The organism is Psychrobacillus sp. NPDC093180, assembly GCF_044754065.1.
In the GTDB taxonomy this organism is placed as follows: domain Bacteria; phylum Bacillota; class Bacilli; order Bacillales_A; family Planococcaceae; genus Psychrobacillus.
Genome location: NZ_JBIVOJ010000007.1, coordinates 197,028 through 215,025 on the forward strand (window position 1 = coordinate 197,028; position 17,998 = coordinate 215,025).

16 protein-coding genes are annotated in these 17,998 nt (G+C 39.3%); 11 read left to right on the forward strand and 5 right to left on the reverse strand.

Annotated features, from left to right (window positions below):
* Positions 1–14: 14 nt before the first annotated feature.
* Complete coding sequence (gene zupT, locus ACIP9W_RS12460; protein ID WP_400789796.1) at positions 15–824, forward strand: zinc transporter ZupT; 810 nt, start codon at positions 15–17, stop codon at positions 822–824.
* Positions 825–854: 30 nt separating this feature from the next.
* Here zupT and thrB read toward each other — a convergent pair whose 3' ends face one another.
* A complete protein-coding gene (thrB, locus tag ACIP9W_RS12465; protein ID WP_400789799.1) occupies positions 855–1,778 on the reverse strand; it encodes a homoserine kinase in 924 nt (307 codons plus the stop codon).
* Positions 1,775–2,830, reverse strand: coding sequence for a threonine synthase (gene thrC, locus ACIP9W_RS12470; RefSeq protein WP_400789802.1), 1,056 nt, complete (start codon positions 2,828–2,830; stop codon positions 1,775–1,777). Before thrC ends, thrB begins: the two co-directional genes overlap by 4 nt.
* A 330-nt stretch (positions 2,831–3,160) precedes the next feature.
* On the opposite strand from thrC, the gene ACIP9W_RS12475 reads away from it, so the two are divergent.
* The 3 genes from ACIP9W_RS12475 (at position 3,161) to ACIP9W_RS12485 (ending at position 6,341) form a co-directional block, all read left to right on the forward strand.
* Positions 3,161–4,372, forward strand: coding sequence for an MFS transporter (locus ACIP9W_RS12475; RefSeq protein ID WP_400789805.1), 1,212 nt, complete (start codon positions 3,161–3,163; stop codon positions 4,370–4,372).
* A gap of 111 nt (positions 4,373–4,483) precedes the next feature.
* A complete protein-coding gene (locus tag ACIP9W_RS12480; RefSeq protein WP_400789808.1) occupies positions 4,484–5,755 on the forward strand; it encodes an acetyl-CoA hydrolase/transferase family protein in 1,272 nt (423 codons plus the stop codon).
* Between the two features lies 1 nt (position 5,756).
* Positions 5,757–6,341 (forward strand): DNA-3-methyladenine glycosylase, encoded by a 585-nt coding sequence (locus tag ACIP9W_RS12485; RefSeq protein WP_400789810.1) that lies wholly within the window; start codon positions 5,757–5,759, stop codon positions 6,339–6,341.
* 55 nt (positions 6,342–6,396) lie between these two features.
* On the opposite strand, the gene ACIP9W_RS12490 is transcribed toward ACIP9W_RS12485, so the two are convergent.
* Together ACIP9W_RS12490 and hmpA are read right to left on the reverse strand one after the other, a co-directional pair.
* Entirely contained in the window at positions 6,397–7,197 is an 801-nt protein-coding gene (locus ACIP9W_RS12490) for a GNAT family N-acetyltransferase (RefSeq protein ID WP_400789812.1), read from the reverse strand.
* Positions 7,198–7,370: 173 nt separating this feature from the next.
* A complete protein-coding gene (gene hmpA / locus ACIP9W_RS12495) occupies positions 7,371–8,558 on the reverse strand; it encodes an NO-inducible flavohemoprotein (protein WP_400789814.1) in 1,188 nt (395 codons plus the stop codon).
* Between the two features lie 174 nt (positions 8,559–8,732).
* On the opposite strand from hmpA, the gene ACIP9W_RS12500 reads away from it, so the two are divergent.
* From ACIP9W_RS12500 to ACIP9W_RS12510, 3 genes are all read left to right on the forward strand, one after another.
* Positions 8,733–9,182 carry an RrF2 family transcriptional regulator gene (locus ACIP9W_RS12500; RefSeq protein WP_282241246.1) on the forward strand — a complete coding sequence of 150 codons (450 nt, stop codon included), beginning with the start codon at positions 8,733–8,735 and terminating at the stop codon, positions 9,180–9,182.
* A 46-nt stretch (positions 9,183–9,228) separates the two neighbouring features.
* Entirely contained in the window at positions 9,229–10,158 is a 930-nt protein-coding gene (locus ACIP9W_RS12505; protein ID WP_400789816.1) for a manganese-dependent inorganic pyrophosphatase, read from the forward strand.
* A 931-nt stretch (positions 10,159–11,089) separates the two neighbouring features.
* On the forward strand, positions 11,090–11,743 hold the full coding sequence (locus tag ACIP9W_RS12510; RefSeq protein ID WP_400789818.1) for a DsbA family oxidoreductase: 654 nt from the start codon (positions 11,090–11,092) through the stop codon (positions 11,741–11,743).
* Between the two features lie 41 nt (positions 11,744–11,784).
* Here the strand turns inward: ACIP9W_RS12510 and ACIP9W_RS12515 are convergent, their stop codons facing one another.
* On the reverse strand, positions 11,785–12,138 hold the full coding sequence (locus ACIP9W_RS12515) for a DUF2500 domain-containing protein (protein ID WP_400789821.1): 354 nt from the start codon (positions 12,136–12,138) through the stop codon (positions 11,785–11,787).
* Positions 12,139–12,239: 101 nt separating this feature from the next.
* Between ACIP9W_RS12515 and ACIP9W_RS12520 the strand changes: the two genes are divergently transcribed.
* From ACIP9W_RS12520 to ACIP9W_RS12535, 4 genes are all read left to right on the forward strand, one after another.
* Positions 12,240–13,772, forward strand: a complete 1,533-nt coding sequence (locus ACIP9W_RS12520; RefSeq protein ID WP_400789824.1) for an FAD-dependent oxidoreductase — start codon at positions 12,240–12,242, stop codon at positions 13,770–13,772.
* A gap of 142 nt (positions 13,773–13,914) precedes the next feature.
* On the forward strand, positions 13,915–14,376 hold the full coding sequence (locus ACIP9W_RS12525; protein WP_400789827.1) for a PadR family transcriptional regulator: 462 nt from the start codon (positions 13,915–13,917) through the stop codon (positions 14,374–14,376).
* 14 nt (positions 14,377–14,390) lie between these two features.
* The gene (locus ACIP9W_RS12530; protein WP_400789830.1) at positions 14,391–16,133 is read left to right on the forward strand and encodes an ABC transporter ATP-binding protein; all 1,743 of its coding nucleotides are present in this window, start codon (positions 14,391–14,393) and stop codon (positions 16,131–16,133) included.
* A complete protein-coding gene (locus ACIP9W_RS12535) occupies positions 16,126–17,934 on the forward strand; it encodes an ABC transporter ATP-binding protein (RefSeq protein WP_400789832.1) in 1,809 nt (602 codons plus the stop codon). The genes ACIP9W_RS12530 and ACIP9W_RS12535 overlap by 8 nt, the downstream gene beginning before the upstream one ends.
* The last annotated feature ends 64 nt before the right edge of the window (positions 17,935–17,998 follow it).

A 17,998-nucleotide genomic window follows, 5' to 3' on the forward strand; every position in this document is an offset into this window, starting at 1 on the left:
AGAAGTGGATACAGGTGGACGGGAATGTTGTCTTTGCATTATTACTTACGTTATTTGCAGGTCTAGCAACAGGGATAGGTAGTTTACTATCATTGTTAACGAAACGTACAAATACGAAGTTTTTATCTATGGCATTAGGTTTTTCAGCAGGGGTAATGATTTATGTCTCATTAGTGGAGATATTTGTGAAAGCTAAGGATTCGTTAACAGCGGAACTCGGTACAACAAACGGATATTGGATGACAATTTTTGGTTTTTTTGCAGGGATGATTTTTATTGCAATAGTAGATCGTTTACTGCCGAAAATAGGGAATCCACATGAAGTAAAAAGTGTAGAGGACATGGACAATGGACCTACTAATGCAGAGTATACGAAGCTCATGAAAATGGGAGTCTTTACGGCACTAGCAATAGGCATTCATAATTTCCCGGAAGGTATTGCTACATTTGCATCGGCTTTACAAGATCCTAATTTAGGAATTGCAATCGCGATTGCAGTTGCCATTCATAATATTCCGGAGGGTATCGCAGTAGCTGTACCTATTTACTATGCAACTGGTAATAGAAAAAAAGCATTTAAATTATCTTTTCTTTCAGGACTTGCTGAACCGGTTGGAGCATTTGTTGCGTATTTAGTATTAATGCCATTTTTAAACGGGGTTGTTTTTGGAGTAGTGTTTGCCGCAGTAGCAGGTATTATGGTGTTCATTTCTTTAGATGAATTATTACCGGCAGCTAAAAAGTACGATGAGACACATTCTTCTATTTACGGCGTAGTAGCTGGAATGCTTGTAATGGCACTAAGTTTAGTATTAATGGCATAAAGGCAAAAGTATAAAAAAGCAGTGCAGTTCTCAATTAGAGAAGACTGCACTGCCATTTTTATTTTTTACAACAATACCGCTTCGGTTCATCTCCACTGGTACAAGCTGAAAGTTAGGGAAAATCCCATCAAGCTTAGAAATGAACTCCTGCTCCGACCCTTTTTGTACAAGTGAGAGAAGGGTAGGACCTGCGCCGCTAATACAAGTACCAAATGCACCTGCATTTTTGGCTGCTACCTTAATCTCTCTACTCTCGGGGATCAGATCAAGACGATACGGTTCGTGAAACAAATCTTGCTCCATGTATACGCCAGCCTGTTCAAATGATTGAGAGAGAAAAGCGGCAGTAAGTAAACTAGCGGTTGCACTGGCTTGTGCAGAAACCTGACGTGTGTAACTATCTGGTAAGACATTTCTAGCCGCTTCTGTTTTTAGCTCAAAGTTAGGAATAAATAAAACAAAAGAAGCATCAATATGATACGCATGAAACACATGGATTTCTCCATTATCTGCACTCGATGAAATTGTAAAGCCACCAAATATAGAAGCGGCTGCGTTATCCGGATGACCTTCCATCAAGGTTGCCACTTTTAACTTATCTTGTGCAGTTAGCTCAAGTTCAAGTACTTGATTGGCAAGTTCAACCCCCGCAACGATAGCAGATGCACTGCTTCCCATCCCACGAGCAAGAGGGATTTCACTTCTCACGGATAGATGGCAAGGGGGGAGGCTTTGACCATATAATTCCGCTGTTTTCTCAGCAGCTTGAATTATTAGATGATCTTTTGGGTTGGGAACGTCCGGTAAGTTATCGGATAAGTTATCAATCTTCCACGCAGAAGCTAGTTCAACCTCTAACTCCAAGTATTTATCTAACGCAATCCCAATCGAATCAAAACCAGGTCCTAAATTCGCTGTACTTGCAGGAATGGAAATCGACCATCTTTTACTCATAGTACACCCTCAATATACGCACGAATTTCATCTTCGTCATTTTTTAATGATACTAAGTCAACTGTCGAAACTTCCATCGCAGTATCTGGATCCTTCAAACCGTTTCCTGTAAAAACAGTTACAACTTTGCTTCCTGCAGAGATTTTACCGCTTTTCACTGATTTAATAACTCCTGCTAAGGAAGCGGCGGAACCTGGCTCAACAAATATACCTTCGCGACTAGCAATCAGTTGATAAGCTTGTAGAATTTCATCATCCGTAACAGCATCGATTAACCCACCAGACTCATCACGAGCAGCTTCAGCTAGTGTCCAGCTTGCTGGATTTCCAATACGAATGGCAGTAGCAACTGTTTCCGGATTGGCGATTGGTGTACCTTGTACGATTGCAGCAGAGCCCTCTGCTTCAAAACCAAACATTTTTGGTAAGCCAGACTGTTTTACTTCGTCATACTCTTTGAAACCTTTCCAATAGGCACTGATGTTTCCTGCGTTTCCGACTGGGATACATAAATAATCAGGAGAAGAACCGAGAGCATCTACAATTTCAAAAGCAGCTGTTTTTTGTCCTTCCAAACGATATGGATTTACAGAGTTAACAAGCGCAACAGCTGATGTTTCACTAACTTTACGAACGATTTGTAACGCGTCGTCGAAGTTGCCATCGATCTCAATAATCTTGGAACCGTACATACATGCTTGTGCCAGCTTTCCAAGTGCTACTTTTCCTTTTGGAATGACAACAATCGATTTTATACCTGCCCGAGCAGCGTATGCAGCAGCGGCAGCAGAAGTGTTTCCAGTAGATGCACAAATAACACATTCGCTTCCTTCTTCTATAGCTTTTGCTACAGCAAATACCATCCCTCTATCCTTAAATGAACCGGTAGGATTTGCACCTTCTACTTTTCCATAAAGCTCGATTCCTAGTTCTTTCGATAAGTTTTCTAATTTAATAAGAGGCGTATTTCCCTCGTGTAATGATAGTTTAGGTGTTTTATCTGTTACAGGTAAAAATTCTTTATATTGTTCGATTAGTCCTTGCCATGCCATGATGTAATCCGCCTCTCTGTTCTTCTTGAATAAACATATGTATTTCTATAATGGACATTTTACCGTAATAAAGCGAAAAAAACAAGTAGATTTTTTTCTGCAGGGTTAATAACTCTGCGGAAAAAGCCTCTGCCGGATGTCACAAATTTTGTAAGGAGACGGGGGAGGCAGTCTATGTTAGCAACGTTCTGTAGGCCACGAGTTCCATTCAAAGTTTGGATGTAATTGCGCTCCATGCGTAATTAATTTTACTATTGTAAGTTCCTTATTCTATGGGTATACTAATCATGTAAACATTAAACATTACAGGTGTAAAGACAGGGGTAAACTATGACAACTAAAAATGTTCAAAAACCAATATCTAAAAATAAATTACTAGGCATTGCAGGACTTGCTTGGATGTTCGACGCCATGGATGTAGGTATACTATCCTTCGTTATAGCTGCACTCGCGGTTGAATGGAATCTGACGCCAGGGGAAATGGGTTGGATAGGAAGTATTAACTCAATTGGAATGGCAGTAGGAGCTCTCGTATTTGGAGTTTTTGCAGATAAAGTAGGACGGAAAAAGATATTTATGCTAACGCTATTAATGTTTTCAATTGCAAGTGGGTTATCAGCGCTAGCTACTGGTCTAGTTGTATTTTTAATCTTTCGTTTCTTTGTTGGCATGGGACTTGGTGGTGAGCTACCAGTTGCCTCTACACTCGTATCTGAAAGTGTGGAAGCAAAAGAAAGAGGACGCGTGGTTGTACTATTGGAAAGCTTCTGGGCTGCTGGTTGGATTGTGTCTGCACTCATTGCTTACTTTATCATTCCTGATTACGGTTGGAGAATTGCTTTATTAATAACAGCCTTACCTGCATTTTATGCTATTTATTTGCGTATCAAATTACCAGATTCTCCTCAATATACAGCGAAGAAAACAGCATCCAGATCCATCATGCAAAATATGCAAGAAGTTTGGTCGAAGAAGTATGCAAAGCGAACGCTTATGCTTTGGATTGTTTGGTTTATGGTTGTATTTTCATACTACGGGATGTTCTTATGGCTTCCAAGTGTAATGGTGATGAAAGGATTTACACTTATTAAAAGCTTTGAATATGTGTTAATCATGACTTTAGCACAATTGCCGGGATACTTCTCAGCGGCATGGTTAATTGAAAAAGCTGGACGTAAGTTTGTATTAGTTACCTACTTGCTTGGGACAGCTGCTAGTGCCTTTGTTTTTGGGGCTGCAGAAACAACTGCGCTATTAATCGTTTCTGGTATGTTCCTTTCTTTCTTTAACCTAGGTGCATGGGGAGCTTTATATGCCTATTCTCCAGAGCAATACCCAACTGTTATTCGGGCCACTGGATCAGGTATGGCAGCTTCTGTAGGACGCATTGGAGGTATTCTTGGACCATTATTGGTTGGCTCTCTTGTAGCAGCTGGATATGAGATAGGCTATATTTTCGGTATTTTCTGTGGTGCCATCGTGATCGGTGTATTATCGGTTTTATTTCTTGGTACAGAGACGAAACAAACAGAACTTGAATAGCGGTAAAACCTGTTTCCACAACTAGGGAACGGGTTTTATTTTGTTTACGTTATAAAACATAGTAAAATGAAAGATAGAAGTAAAAATGGAAAGCTGTAGGTGCTAATTTACATGAAATATAAACAACTATCAGATAGCCAAGTAATCGATTTAATAGAACAAGATGCGGATATTATACTCCCATTAACAAATGGAGAACCATATAAATTACTCGACATACTAGAAGAAAATGCGAATAGCTTAACGAATGTGAAAATACATCAGCTACTAGCCCTGCAACAAAGAGCATATATGGAAGGGGCATATCCAGGGAAACTTAAGCATGTATCTTATTTTTTGAGTGGTGCTACACGAAAAATGTTCTACCAAGGGCTGGTGGATCTTGTTCCGAATCATTTCCATGAGATGCCAAGAATATTAAGACAGTCAACAAATCTGTCAATGATTATGGCAGTTGCCTCCCCAATGGATGAGTTCGGCTATTTTTCTTTAGGTACACAGGCAGACATTGTAAGTGAATTTATAGGAACTGTTCCGTTTATACTAGAGGTGAATAAGCATATGCCTCGTACATTTGGTGAAAACCAAATTCACATTAGTCAAATTGCTGGTTTTGTAGAAAATGATCGTCCTTTATTTGAAGTTACTGCACCACCTATCGGACAACAGGATCTGCAAATAGCCTCTTATGTAGCAGAAAACATTCAAAATGGGGACACATTGCAAATTGGGATAGGGTCGATTCCAAATGCTGTAGTAAGTTTATTAAAAGACCATCGACATTTAGGTATCCATACAGAAATGTTCGTGGATGGAATTGTTGATTTAGTAGAAGCAGGTGCGGTGGACGGTACGCATAAGTTTACGAATAAAGGGAAAATCATTGCAACATTTGCGTATGGTTCCAATAAAATTTATAACTTTTTGCACAATAATCCTTCTGTACAGTTTTTACCAGTAAGTATTGTCAATGATCCGCGTGAAATTGCCAAAGAAGAGCGCATCGTATCTATTAATGCGACAACAGAGGTCGATCTATTTGGCCAATGTGCATCTGAAACGGTTGCGGGTAAATATTACTCTTCTACTGGAGGGCAAGCTGATTTTGCACGTGGAGTTCGATTCGCTAAAGAAGGAAAAGGATTTGTATGTATGACATCTACTGCTAAAAATGATGAAATTTCACGTATCAAGCTGAGCTTGGCACCGGGTTCTGTTGTAACAACTTCTAAAAATGATGTGGATGCAATCGTAACGGAGTATGGGATAGCTAAAATGTACGGTAAGCCTATTTCAGAGCGTGCAAAGCAGCTTATTTCGATTGCACATCCGAAATTTAGAGAAGAATTAACTTTTGAAGCGAAGAAAATGGGGTTTATCTAAATTGAACATAGTTGAAAAAGAATTCTTTTATCAGCCGACTTTAGACTTAGCAAAAGACTTATTAGGTAAATACATTGTACACGAACATAGTAGTGGACTTCTCATCGGCAAAATTGTAGAAACAGAAGCGTATATGGGACCAGAAGATAGAGCTGCCCATAGTTTCGGTAATAGAAGAACAAAACGAACAGAAGTGATGTTCGGAGAGCCAGGGCTGATCTATACGTATCAAATGCACACACATACGCTGATCAATGTTGTTGCAGCACCTGTTGATACCCCTAATGCCATATTAATACGTGCGGTAGAACCAATCGAAGGATTGGAACAAATGAAGGAATTTCGTAAAAACCAACCAATGAAACAATGGACGAATGGACCGGGCAAATTGACGAAAGCCTTAGGAATTACAATGGAATCCTATGGCAAGCATTGGACAGAAAAACCACTGTACATGGCAGAAGGGGAAAAAGTAACGGCCATTTCTATAGGCCCGAGAATAGGCATTGAAAATAGCGGGGAAGCGGTGCATTATCCTTATAGATTTTGGGAAACTGGCAATCCATTTGTATCAAAAACAAGATAAGATAAAGAATGCTGCATAACAAAAGATCGACCCATTAATCTCTGGGTCGATCTTCTTAAATGAGTTTACCCATATAGTATTCATCAACATAATGGCCATTAATAATAAGGGCATTTTTTCGGTCGCCTTCATTTTCAAAGCCGAGCTTTCTATATAGCTTTTGAGCATTCAAGTTTTCCTTTATAACGCTAAGTTCAAGCTTAGAAATACCAGCTTCTTTTGCCCATTTTTCACCGTGAAGCATGAGGGAAGAGGCAATCCCTTTTTTAGAGAACTCTTGGGTTACACCAATTACAACAGATGCTCTATGTAGGGCACGTGGAGCGGGGCCTCCCGTGAATTGAACATAACCTGCATATTGCCCATTCATAATAGCTAGTAAAAGAATAGAATTGGATTCGTTTTTCCAAGAAGTGAAATTTTTTCGAATACGTTGTACGGTCATTTGAATATCCGATTTCCCATACAACATAAAGTCAGTCTCTGAAAAAATGGTTTCTTGTAATTTGATAAAAGGACGAGCGTCTTCTAGCTCCGCCTCTCGAATAATCAGTATATCTTTTTGTTTGTTTTCATCGGCAATACGTTCATCTGTTTCATGCACAACACTATGGAAATGAACGGACTTTCCTAACTCAACATCTCGGATGGAGTAACCATAATCCATCCATGCAAAATAATGTAAAGCAGGTGGCTTCGTTTTTTTCCACCAGCTACTACTTAAATAAGCAGCATTGGGTAAAGCTTGTCCGATAATCGCTTCTATTTCGCCAAATGTCAAAGTAATTTCTTTACTTGTCGATTGTTTGAAAAAGGTGGCAAGCGGAATATATTTATTTTCAAAGTGTTTGGTCATAGTAACAACTTCACTCATTTCTACTTTGATAAAGAATTATAGGCTAATTATAGCACTACCCTCCAATTATGCACACTACTTAAAGCATATTCAAACGTCAAAAAATACCTGTGGATAGAGAACGCCAAAAAAGTGATACTTCAGCTAGAAGTACCACTTTTGAATATTATCAATTATGCATTTGCTAGCTCAAGCTGCATAGCTGGCCCGAAGAATTCATAGTGAATTTGTTCATTTGAATATCCTAGTTCCAGTAAGTAATTAATCATGGCTTCCATAAATCCAACAGGTCCACAAACATAGACATCTCCATTTTGGATTGCATTCGCTGCAAGGACATCTTTTGTGATAAATCCATCTTCTGTATCAGAGTAAAGTGTAACGTATTTTGCATCTTCCATTGATTCCAATAAAAACTTAATGTCTTTATCAAAAGGATGTAAACTTTCATTGCGAGCGCTGTAGATGAAAGAAACTTTTCGAGAAGGTTGGTTTTTCGCAATTGTTTCGAACATACTCATCATAGGAGTGATTCCAACTCCGCCACTTATGAATGTAACAGGTGTTGACTTCTCTGGATCTAAAATGAATTCCCCAGCTGGTGCAGTAAGCTCTACTATATCTCCGACGTTCACATTATTGTGTAGGTGAACGGAAACTTTACCTTCAGGATCATGCTCATCTTCTTTTTTCACCGAAATACGGAATGTTTCTGGATCAGAAGCTTTTGATAGACTATATTGTCTGTTTAATAAGTACTTCTCACCTGGAATACTTACTCGAATAGTAATAAATTGGCCTGGTGTATAAGCTGGTACTTCTTTTCCATCAGCTGGTTTTAAGTAGAATGAAGTAATATTTTCACTTTCTTTTTCTTTATGAACTACTGTGAAGTCTTTAAAGAATCTCCATCCACCTTGTTTTGACTCGGCCGCCACATACATTTCTTCTTCAATGCCTATGAATGCATCCGCGATTACGCCATATGCTTCACCCCACGCATTGATAATATCGTCAGTTGCAGCGTCTCCAAGTACTTCTTTAATAGCCCCAAGTAAATGTTCACCAACGATTGGGTAGTGTTCTGGTTTAATGCCAAGGCTTACGTGTTTTTGTCCGATTTGTTTTACAGCAGGGATAATTGCAGCTAGATTGTCGATGTGTACAGCTGCTGCATAAACAGTATTTGCTAGAGCCGTTTGCTGACGACCTTTTGCTTGGTTTGCATGGTTAAATATATTTAATAGTTCTGGATGTGCTTCGAACATATTTTTATAAAAAGCTGTAGTAATGGCTACTCCATGTACTTCTAAAACTGGAGCTGTAGATTTAACGATATCGATTGTTTGTTGAGATAACATATCATGACACGTCCTTTTTTTTGTTTTGTTATTTACACTTATTACGATACTCCTGTCTTTTCCTTAAAGCAATATTTAAAATACATCTTTAAGATAGCTTTAATAAATCGGACACATTTCTTTCACGAGTTTGTCAATATCGTTATAATAAGAAGGTAGAATGGCGGTGGCAATATGAGATTGACTATGTATACAGATTTCTCACTTCGGGTGTTAATATACTTGGGAGCAAAAGAAAAGAACGAACTATCCACAATTCAAGCTATTTCAGATGCATATGGTATTTCTAAAAACCATTTGATGAAAGTGACACATGAATTAGGAAAACTGGGCTATATTGAAACAATCCGTGGACGAGGCGGTGGCATTCGTTTGGCAATGGATCCAAAAGACATTAATATAGGTCAAGTAGTTCGACATACGGAAGACGACTTCCACATAGTAGAATGCTTTGACTGTAAAACAAATACATGCGTTATTTCGCCTGTTTGTGGATTAAAAGGTGCTTTGAATCGTGCATTATTTGCGTATTTAAAAGTATTAGATGGATACACACTCGCAGACTTTTTACACCAAAAGCATAAAATAGCGAATTTACTTTTCAATGAACAAATGGATATATGATAAAATAAGTTCGGATATTGTTTAACTTGATTAGGAGGATTTTATAATGGAAAAAGTATTAGTTTTTGGACATAAAAACCCAGATACAGACACAATTACTTCAGCAATTGTTTACGCACATTTAAAGAATGCAATAGGAGTAGAAGCTGAGGCAGTTCGTTTAGGCGAAGTGAACAATGAAACAAAATTTGCTTTAGAAAAGTTCGGATATGAAGCGCCAAGATTGATCGAGAACGTTGCAACAGAAGCGAAAAAAGTAATTTTAGTAGACCACAATGAAAAACAACAAAGTGCAGATGGAATTGAGGAAGTACAAGTAACAGAAGTAATCGACCATCATCGTATTGCGAACTTCGAAACGGCGGAGCCTTTATACTATCGTGCCGAGCCAGTAGGATGTACAGCAACAATTTTAAATAAAATTTATAAAGAAAAAGGCGTCGAAATACCAGCAAGTATTGCAGGACTTATGCTTTCAGCGATCGTTTCCGATTCATTATTATTTAAATCACCAACATGCACAGAGGAAGACATCATGGCAGCACGTGAACTAGAAAAAATTGCTGGCGTAAACGCGGAAGAGTATGGACTGGCTATGCTAAAAGCTGGAGCAGATTTAAGCGATAAGAGCTTAGAAGACCTACTTTCAATAGATGCTAAAGAATTCAGCATGGGTGATAACAAAGTAGTCATCGCTCAAGTGAATGCAGTAGATGTAAATGACGTAATGGGTCGTCAAGAGCAACTAGAGGAACTAATCCATCGTGAGATCGAAGAACAAGAATTAGATCTATTCTTCTTCGTCGTAACTGATATCTTAAACAATGACTCAGTAGTTTTAGCACTTGGGAAATTAGCGTTAAAAGCAGAAGCGGCTTTCGGAGTGAAATTCGACAACAATACAGCTTTACTTAAAGGCGTCGTTTCTCGTAAAAAACAAGTAGTACCGGTATTAACTGAAGCATTAGCTGACTAATAAATAGACTTCCTGACTTTTTCTAGTCGGAAGTCTTTTTTTTAGGAAACTATAATATTGAGGATATGTTACTGTTTAGGGAAACTGCGACGTAGTTAGTTGATGAAGTTGTCCGCTAGATTTTCACTGCAGTCGTACGCTTTCCGCCGGGTGAGCGATGAGCCATTCCCTCCGCTTAGGGCGTCGTTGGAATGTCTCATTTTGCTCAGGCGGAGGAACAAAGGCTAAGAACGCCACATCGTGTGGCAACGCCTTAGAAACCAACATCCTGTTGGCCTCGGCAGGAGTCGACGCCAGCAGCGAAAATCTATAATAACTGCTGTTTATTCATTATCGGTTTGCTAAAACCAACTATCAGTTTCTAAACTGGGTAAATCCAATAAATGGTGGAGTGCGAGAATATCCACTGTGACTGCGATAAACTAGCCCCTGAACACGACAAAGTCGATGCTTTTTGTAAAGCCATCCCTAATAATGCGCCATTATTCTCTGCGTCTCACTCCAAGTAAACTTGGTTTATGAATAATTGGTTGCTCTCAGACTGCCTCTAGTTGCTCTCAACAGACGTTTGGTTGCTCTCAGAATAGAACTGGTTGCTTTCGCCAGTTTTTGATTGCCCTTAGCCATTTTTTGGATAAAAGTATTCTGTCACTACATAATTGAAGGGATTTAGTGCGGCCGCGCGAGACTCCTGCGGGAAAGCGAGGCAGACGAGACCCTGCAGTCGCTTGCGACGAAGCGACTCGGCGCTCGCCCGCGGAAAGCGAAGCGCCGCCGTGCTAAATCCAAGTGGTCACTTTCTTCCACTGACTACGTCGCAGTTTCCCTATATTGTGCCAAATCCGGATTACAAGCAAAGCGCTTTATGCTTGCAGGCAATTATTTTGAAATCAAAGCAAACACACATTACAATGAACGAGAGGTGATGGAGATGAAAATTGAAGTATGGTCCGATTTCGTATGTCCGTTTTGTTATATAGGAAAAAGAAGATTAGAAGAAGCATTACAAAAAGCAGGTTTTGAAAGCCAAGCAGAAGTAGAATTCAAAAGTTTTGAATTAGATCCTACTTCGCCAAAAACATCTGATAAATCGATGGTAGAAGTACTTGCGGAAAAATACGGACAAAGCGTAGAAGCCGCAAAACAAATGACAGCGGGCGTTGCCGAGCAAGCAAAAACAGTTGGATTGAATTATAATTTCGACGATATGAAACCAGCGAATACGCTAGATGCACACCGCTTAGTAAAATGGGCGTCTGAGCAAGGCAAAGCGAAAGAAGCAAATGAACTATTGTTACATGCTTATTTCATCGAAGCAAAAGAAATTGGCAAGCATGAAGTGCTGCTAGACTTAATCGAGTCACTAGGGCTATCTAGAGAAGAAGCGGAGAAAATATTGAGCTCGGATGCTTATTTGACAGAGGTTCGATTAGATATCGCTCGTGCTGGTCAAATTGGTGTTCGCGGCGTACCATTTTTTGTATTAAATGATAAGTATGCAATTTCTGGGGCACAGCCACTAGAATCGTTCATAGGTGCACTGAACAAAGTAGCGGAAGAAGAGGGTATTTCTCCTGCACAATAATATAAAAGTTCTCTTCCTATCCAATTGGGAAGAGAACTTTTTTAATATTTTCTTTCAAAACTTAGAAATCTAGTTCCCTGGAAAGTCAGCACTCCAAGATCATCTTCTGCTAACATACCGTATTCCTGTCCACTCAGTTGTAGCTCCATTCGATCTCCACTTTCTACTTGAAACGTTGCGTAATAGGAAGTAAAGGTGGAACTATCACCAGACCCACCCCGTGTATGGGAACGTTTCGTTACTACTTGAGCGGGTACTGAAAGCTTAGGAGAATTATTATTTTTATTCCACTGGGCACCGTTTTTAATAATGGAAAAAACGATAAAACCAGCTACTACAAGAAAAAATAAAGCAAAAAATGGCGGCATACCACCAAAGAAGCCGAAAGTATCCATCTAAAAACACTCCTCAAAAAAACAGTTTTCTTTTATACGCTTCAGATTGAATAAAGTTTCACGAATGGATAGAGAATAAGAGAAACAGGAGGGAACTAAACATGACGCAGAAAATTTTACCTAGTGAATCGGAATCATACTGGCTTGCAAATAAGGAACTTCCGCTTTTCCCTAAACTAAGTGAAGACATAGAAGTAGATGTAGCCATTGTTGGGGCAGGACTAACTGGAATTACGGCAGCCTATTTGCTTAGTCAAAGCGGTCGAAAAGTAGTCGTTATAGAAGGAAGCAATATTTTAAAAGGGACTACGGGCTTCACAACAGCCAAAGTAACTGTCCAGCATGGACCGATTTACCAACAGTTAATCAATACCTTCGATGAGCAAAAAGCTCGCTTATATTATGATGCAAATACAGAAGCGAAAGATTTTATAAAACAAACGATCGAACAATTGGATATCCATTGCGATTTCGAAACATTACCTGCTTATATATATGCGGATACTGAAGAAGGAATTGAAGAAGTAGAAAAAGAGATGGATGCATATAACACTTTAGGCATACAGGGAGCAACATTGACCAAGGACACAGGACTTCCTTATACAGTGAAGCAAGCCCTTAGGTTAGAAAATCAAGGCCAGTTCCATCCGGTAAAATATGCAAAAGCGTTATTGGAAAAAGCAATAGAAAATGGCGTTCAGTTTTATGAAGAGTCTCGTGCAAAAACAGTTAAGTCGAACACAGTTGAACTGATGGAAGGCCAGAAAATCCGGGCAAACAAAATACTAGTATGTAGTCATTTTCCGTTTAATGACGGAGATGGCTTATATTTTGCACGGATGCATTCAGAACGTTCCTATGCCCTGGCTTCTATTGCACCGACTAACTATCCAAAAGGTATGTATATAAATGTAGAGAAGCCGACACGCTCTGTACGAACCGCAATGGGAAATGATGGGAAAAGGTATTTACTTATTGGGGGAGAAGGACATGTAACTGGCCGCTTTGAAGGAGATACGAATGCCAATTACGAAACCCTTGCAGCTTTTGGACGAGAACAGTTTAAGATAAGTCACTACGATTATCGCTGGTCTGCTCAGGATCTAGTCACTTTAGATCAACTACCATATGTCGGACCAATGACAGCAGGAAAGACAGATGTATTGGTGGCGACAGGATATGCAAAATGGGGAATGACTAACAGTACAGTCGCCGCAAAGATTATGGCTGATCTTGTATTGGAAAAAGAGAACCGCTATATAGATCTCTATAATCCAGCGAGATCTAAAATGAAAAAAGAAGATATAAAAAGCTTTGCAAAAAATAATGCAGGTGTTGCAAAGGAGCTTGTTAAAGGAAAGACAGAGATACCTGATTTGAAACTTGAGGATATTCAAACTGGTAGTGGAGACATAATCATGATGGATGGCAAAAAGGTAGGGGCTTATAAGGATGATCAAGGAAAAGTCTATCTAGTAAAACCCGCTTGTACTCATATGGGCTGTAATGTCTCCTTTAATAGTGCGGAAAGCTCATGGGATTGCCCATGTCATGGTTCACGTTTTAGTTATAATGGAGATGTTATAGAGGGACCAGCATTTGAACCATTAGAAAAGGTTGAGTATACGGATTGATAGGAGTTGTAATACAGCTCCTTGTAAAATAGTTGCATCACTAAGGAGTTACCCAAATCATTTATTGGGTAACTCCTTTACTATTGTTTTTATTCGATATATCGATTAAAATTATCGATATAGTTTAAAGGAGAGGATCTACTTGAAAAAGCGAAGAGGGTTTATACAAATAGCCATTTTGCATTTGCTAAAGGAAGGCTCGATGCATGGCTATCAAATAATGAAAGAATTAGAAAGTCGCTCCGGTGGACTTTATTCAGCAAGTGCAGGGACAGTATACCCGGCGCTCCAGGAATTGACGGAGAAAGAAATGATCGGTTTAGATCCTGAGTCGGACAAAAAGACATATGAGATAAAAGAAAAAGGAAATGAAAAATTAGAGGAATTTGCCACTCGTAGAGAAGGAGAGTTTTGGGAAGAGTGGAAAGCACGCTGGGTTTGGCAAAATTCAAATGAAGCAACAGAGCTAAAATCTGCACTCGATTTATGGGAAGTGGAAATCCATAAAGCGGTTAAACAGTCACGTAAAAATCCTGAAAAAACAACTAAGTTAATAGAATTTGTGAAAGAAATAACAGAGCGTTTACAAAAAGAAAATAGATAGAGAGGGGAAATGCTATGAAATCCCTAGGAAAATTATTTCCGTATATTAAGCCATATACACTATTTGCCATTTTAGCTCCGCTGTTAATGTGTGTGGAGGTGGCGATGGATTTACTACAGCCGACCATTATGCAACATATTATCGATGTAGGAATTGCCGATAATGATAATGCTTATGTAATCAAGCTTGGATTATTAATGCTCTTAACTGCTGTTATTGGCTTGATCGGTGGGGCTGGTTGTACAATTTATAGTACGAAGACTGCAGTTAATTTTGCAGCAGATATACGTCGTGATATTTTCAAAAAGACGGAGCAGTTTTCCAGTAAAAACACGGATACATTTGGAGCGGGAAAACTAATTACGATAGTAACAAATGATGTAACAGCAGTTCAACAAGCTTTAATGATGACGTTGAGGATTTTTGTACGCGGCCCATTACTGTTTATCGGATCAGTAGCAATTGTTTGGTTTACTGCACGTGAGTTGTTTCCAGTATTATTAGTAGCGATCCCGATTTTAATGGTTTGTATTTATTATTTTTCGGCTAAATCGGGACAGTTATTTGCAAAAGTCCAAAAAGCGATGGACCAGGTGAATACAAAACTACAAGAGACGTTCGCAGGAATACGGGTTATTAAAGCATTCGATCGTCAAGATTATGAGATTAAAACTTTCCGAAAGGTAAATGATCTATTAACGAAACGTAATATGTCTGCCGAACAAGTCATTTTAACACTAATGCCAATCATGCTATTTGTAGTGAATTTAGGTGTGGTTGCAGGTATGTGGATGGGTGCCATTAAAGTAAATGAAGGGCCGCTCCAAGTCGGTGTGATTTTAGCTTTTATTAACTATTTGAACATTATTATGAACGGACTGATGACGAGTAGTCATGTATTAATGCAAATTGCTCGTTCCTTTACTTCTGCTAATAGAATCGGGCAAGTGCTTGATACGGAAATCGATATACAGGAACCTGAAATTCCTGCTTTGCTTCCACAAGCAAAAGGGGAAGTGGAGTTTAAAGAGGTTTATTTTAGCTATAGTAAGAACGGGGAATATGTCCTGAAAAACATCTCATTCCGAGCGAAAGCGGGTGAGACGATTGGAATTATTGGTTCTACTGGTAGTGGAAAATCAACGCTCATTAAACTCATTCCAAGGCTATATGATCCAGATTCGGGAACTATTTTAATCGATGGTGTTAATGTAAAGGAATATCCACTGGAGCGTCTAAGGGGAATGATTGGTTTTGTTCCACAAAAAGCGACCTTATTCTCTGGAGCAATTGAAGAGAATTTGCGCTACGGAAAAGAGGAAGCAAGTATTTTGGAAATGGAGGGAGCAGCTAGATCTGCGGCTGCAATAGAGTTTATCGATAGGTTGGAAGATAAGTATGCCCATGAGCTTATGCAAGGGGCAACGAATCTTTCTGGTGGTCAAAAACAACGTCTATCAATGGCGCGTGCCTTTATCCGTCAGCCGAAAGTTTTAATATTGGATGATTCCACATCCGCGATCGATGCTTTGTCGGAAGCTTCCGTACAACAAGCCCTACAACAAAACCATGCGGATACAACCGTGTTCATCATTTCAGCCAAGATATCTTCCATCATTAACGCAGATCAGATTCTCGTGATTGAAGATGGCATGCTGGAAGCGAGTGGTACACATACTGAGCTGCTAGAAAACAGCAGTATTTATCGTGGTATTTACGAAACGCAAACAGGGAAGGAGGTCTATTCATATGAATAAATCTTCCACATCTAGCGCGATTGGCCGAGCACGTGGACCACGAGGATTCAGCGGACCAGTAGAAAAGGCAAAGGATAGAAAAGGTACGCTCAAACGAATATGGCAGTACATGGAGAAGCAAAAAGTAGCAATGGTTGCATCGGTTATTTTTGTCATCATTTCTACGCTTTTGAACTTACTCGTACCTTATATGATTGGTGTCATTATCGATCAGTATATCATTCCAAAAGATATGAATGGTACACTTCGATTTCTACTGATCCTAGCCATTGTCTATGTAGCTGCCTCCATTTTCACTTGGCTCCAAACATTTTTAATGGTGCGAGTGTCATTGAAAACCATTCGGATTTTACGCCAGGATCTATTTAATAAGTTTCAGACATTGTCTTTACGCTTTTTTGATAAACGAACACATGGCGATTTAATGAGTCGTGTGACCAATGATATTGAGAGCTTGAATAATGCACTTAGTCAAAGTGTGATTCAAATTATTTCCTCTATTTTAATGGTATCAGGTGTGACGATCGCAATGTTCTTACTGAATTGGATGCTTGCTATTGTATCTTTATTGGTCATTCCATTAATTATGTTTACAACGAAAAAAGTGATTAAATATAGCAGTAGTAATTTTATCAAAAGACAGCGTGATTTAGGGGAACTGAACGGCTTTATAGAGGAAGCTATTTCCGGAAATGAAGTCATTACGATTTTCGGACAGGAAGAAAAAACGTTCACAAAGTTTTCTATAGTGAATGAAAGACTAAGACATTCTGCCATGGCAGCTGATACGGTATCTGGCTTTTTAGGACCGATTAATAACTTCATCAATAACTTAGGGCTTGTGCTAATCATAGCGGTTGGTGCTGTTATGACGGTGCAAGATATGGCAACAGTCGGTATTATTGCCGCATTCGTTACGTATTCCCGCCAATTTTTCCGACCGATTAACCAACTATCCAGTCTATTAAACACATTCCAGTCGGCTATAGCTGGTGCAGAACGAGTATTTGAGATTATGGACGAAACGCCGGATTTAACGGATAAAGAAAATGCCATTGAAGTCGACTCTTTCAGAGGAGATGTCACGTTCACCAATGTAAATTTTGCATATGAAAAGGGTAAACCAATCTTAAAAGACATTAGCTTTGAGGCAAAAGCAGGGGAGAAAATTGCATTAGTAGGTCCGACTGGTTCTGGAAAAACAACCATTATTAATTTATTAATGCGTTTTTATGACATCGATTCAGGTGAGATTGAAATCGATGGACGACCGATTAAAGACTACCAGATCAGTAAACTCCGTGAAAAAATTGGAATCGTACTTCAAGACACATTCTTATTTTCCGGAACGATCATGGAAAATATCCGCTACGGTCGCCTAGAAGCAACAGACGAAGAAGTCATTGCCGCTGCCAAAATGGCTTCCGCACACCGTTTCATCAAACACTTGCCAGATCGCTATGAAACACTTATTACCTCAGGCGGATCAAGCTTAAGCCAAGGGCAGCGCCAACTTCTAGCGATTGCTCGAGCGATTTTAGCCGATTCCGATATACTGATTCTGGACGAAGCAACCTCAAGCATCGATACAAGAACCGAAATTGAAATCCAACAAGGACTGAATCGATTATCGGAAGGTAGAACAAGCTTTGTCATTGCACACCGATTAAAAACAATCGAAAATGCGGACCGGATATTAGTTATTAACCAAGGAGAACTAATCGAGTCTGGGACACATGAAGAACTATTGAAGCAAAAAGGTTTTTACGCTGAATTGTATGAGAGCCAGTTTAATATTTGAATGAAAAAGCAGGCGGTACTCAAGGAAAGGTGCTGCCTGCTTGTATTATGTAAGGACTATATAT

Excerpts from the sequence above, each read along its gene's own strand:
- ACIP9W_RS12490 (WP_400789812.1), bottom strand. The coding sequence starts at position 7,197 with ATGACCAAACACTTTGAAAATAAATATATTCCGCTTGCCACCTTTTTC.
- thrC (WP_400789802.1), bottom strand. The coding sequence starts at position 2,830 with ATGGCATGGCAAGGACTAATCGAACAATATAAAGAATTTTTACCTGTA.
- ACIP9W_RS12515 (WP_400789821.1), bottom strand. The coding sequence starts at position 12,138 with ATGGATACTTTCGGCTTCTTTGGTGGTATGCCGCCATTTTTTGCTTTA.
- ACIP9W_RS12510 (WP_400789818.1), top strand. The coding sequence starts at position 11,090 with ATGAAAATTGAAGTATGGTCCGATTTCGTATGTCCGTTTTGTTATATA.
- ACIP9W_RS12530 (WP_400789830.1), top strand. The coding sequence starts at position 14,391 with ATGAAATCCCTAGGAAAATTATTTCCGTATATTAAGCCATATACACTA.
- ACIP9W_RS12500 (WP_282241246.1), top strand. The coding sequence starts at position 8,733 with ATGAGATTGACTATGTATACAGATTTCTCACTTCGGGTGTTAATATAC.
- hmpA (WP_400789814.1), bottom strand. The coding sequence starts at position 8,558 with ATGTTATCTCAACAAACAATCGATATCGTTAAATCTACAGCTCCAGTT.
- thrB (WP_400789799.1), bottom strand. The coding sequence starts at position 1,778 with ATGAGTAAAAGATGGTCGATTTCCATTCCTGCAAGTACAGCGAATTTA.
- ACIP9W_RS12480 (WP_400789808.1), top strand. The coding sequence starts at position 4,484 with ATGAAATATAAACAACTATCAGATAGCCAAGTAATCGATTTAATAGAA.
- ACIP9W_RS12475 (WP_400789805.1), top strand. The coding sequence starts at position 3,161 with ATGACAACTAAAAATGTTCAAAAACCAATATCTAAAAATAAATTACTA.
- ACIP9W_RS12505 (WP_400789816.1), top strand. The coding sequence starts at position 9,229 with ATGGAAAAAGTATTAGTTTTTGGACATAAAAACCCAGATACAGACACA.
- ACIP9W_RS12535 (WP_400789832.1), top strand. The coding sequence starts at position 16,126 with ATGAATAAATCTTCCACATCTAGCGCGATTGGCCGAGCACGTGGACCA.
- ACIP9W_RS12520 (WP_400789824.1), top strand. The coding sequence starts at position 12,240 with ATGACGCAGAAAATTTTACCTAGTGAATCGGAATCATACTGGCTTGCA.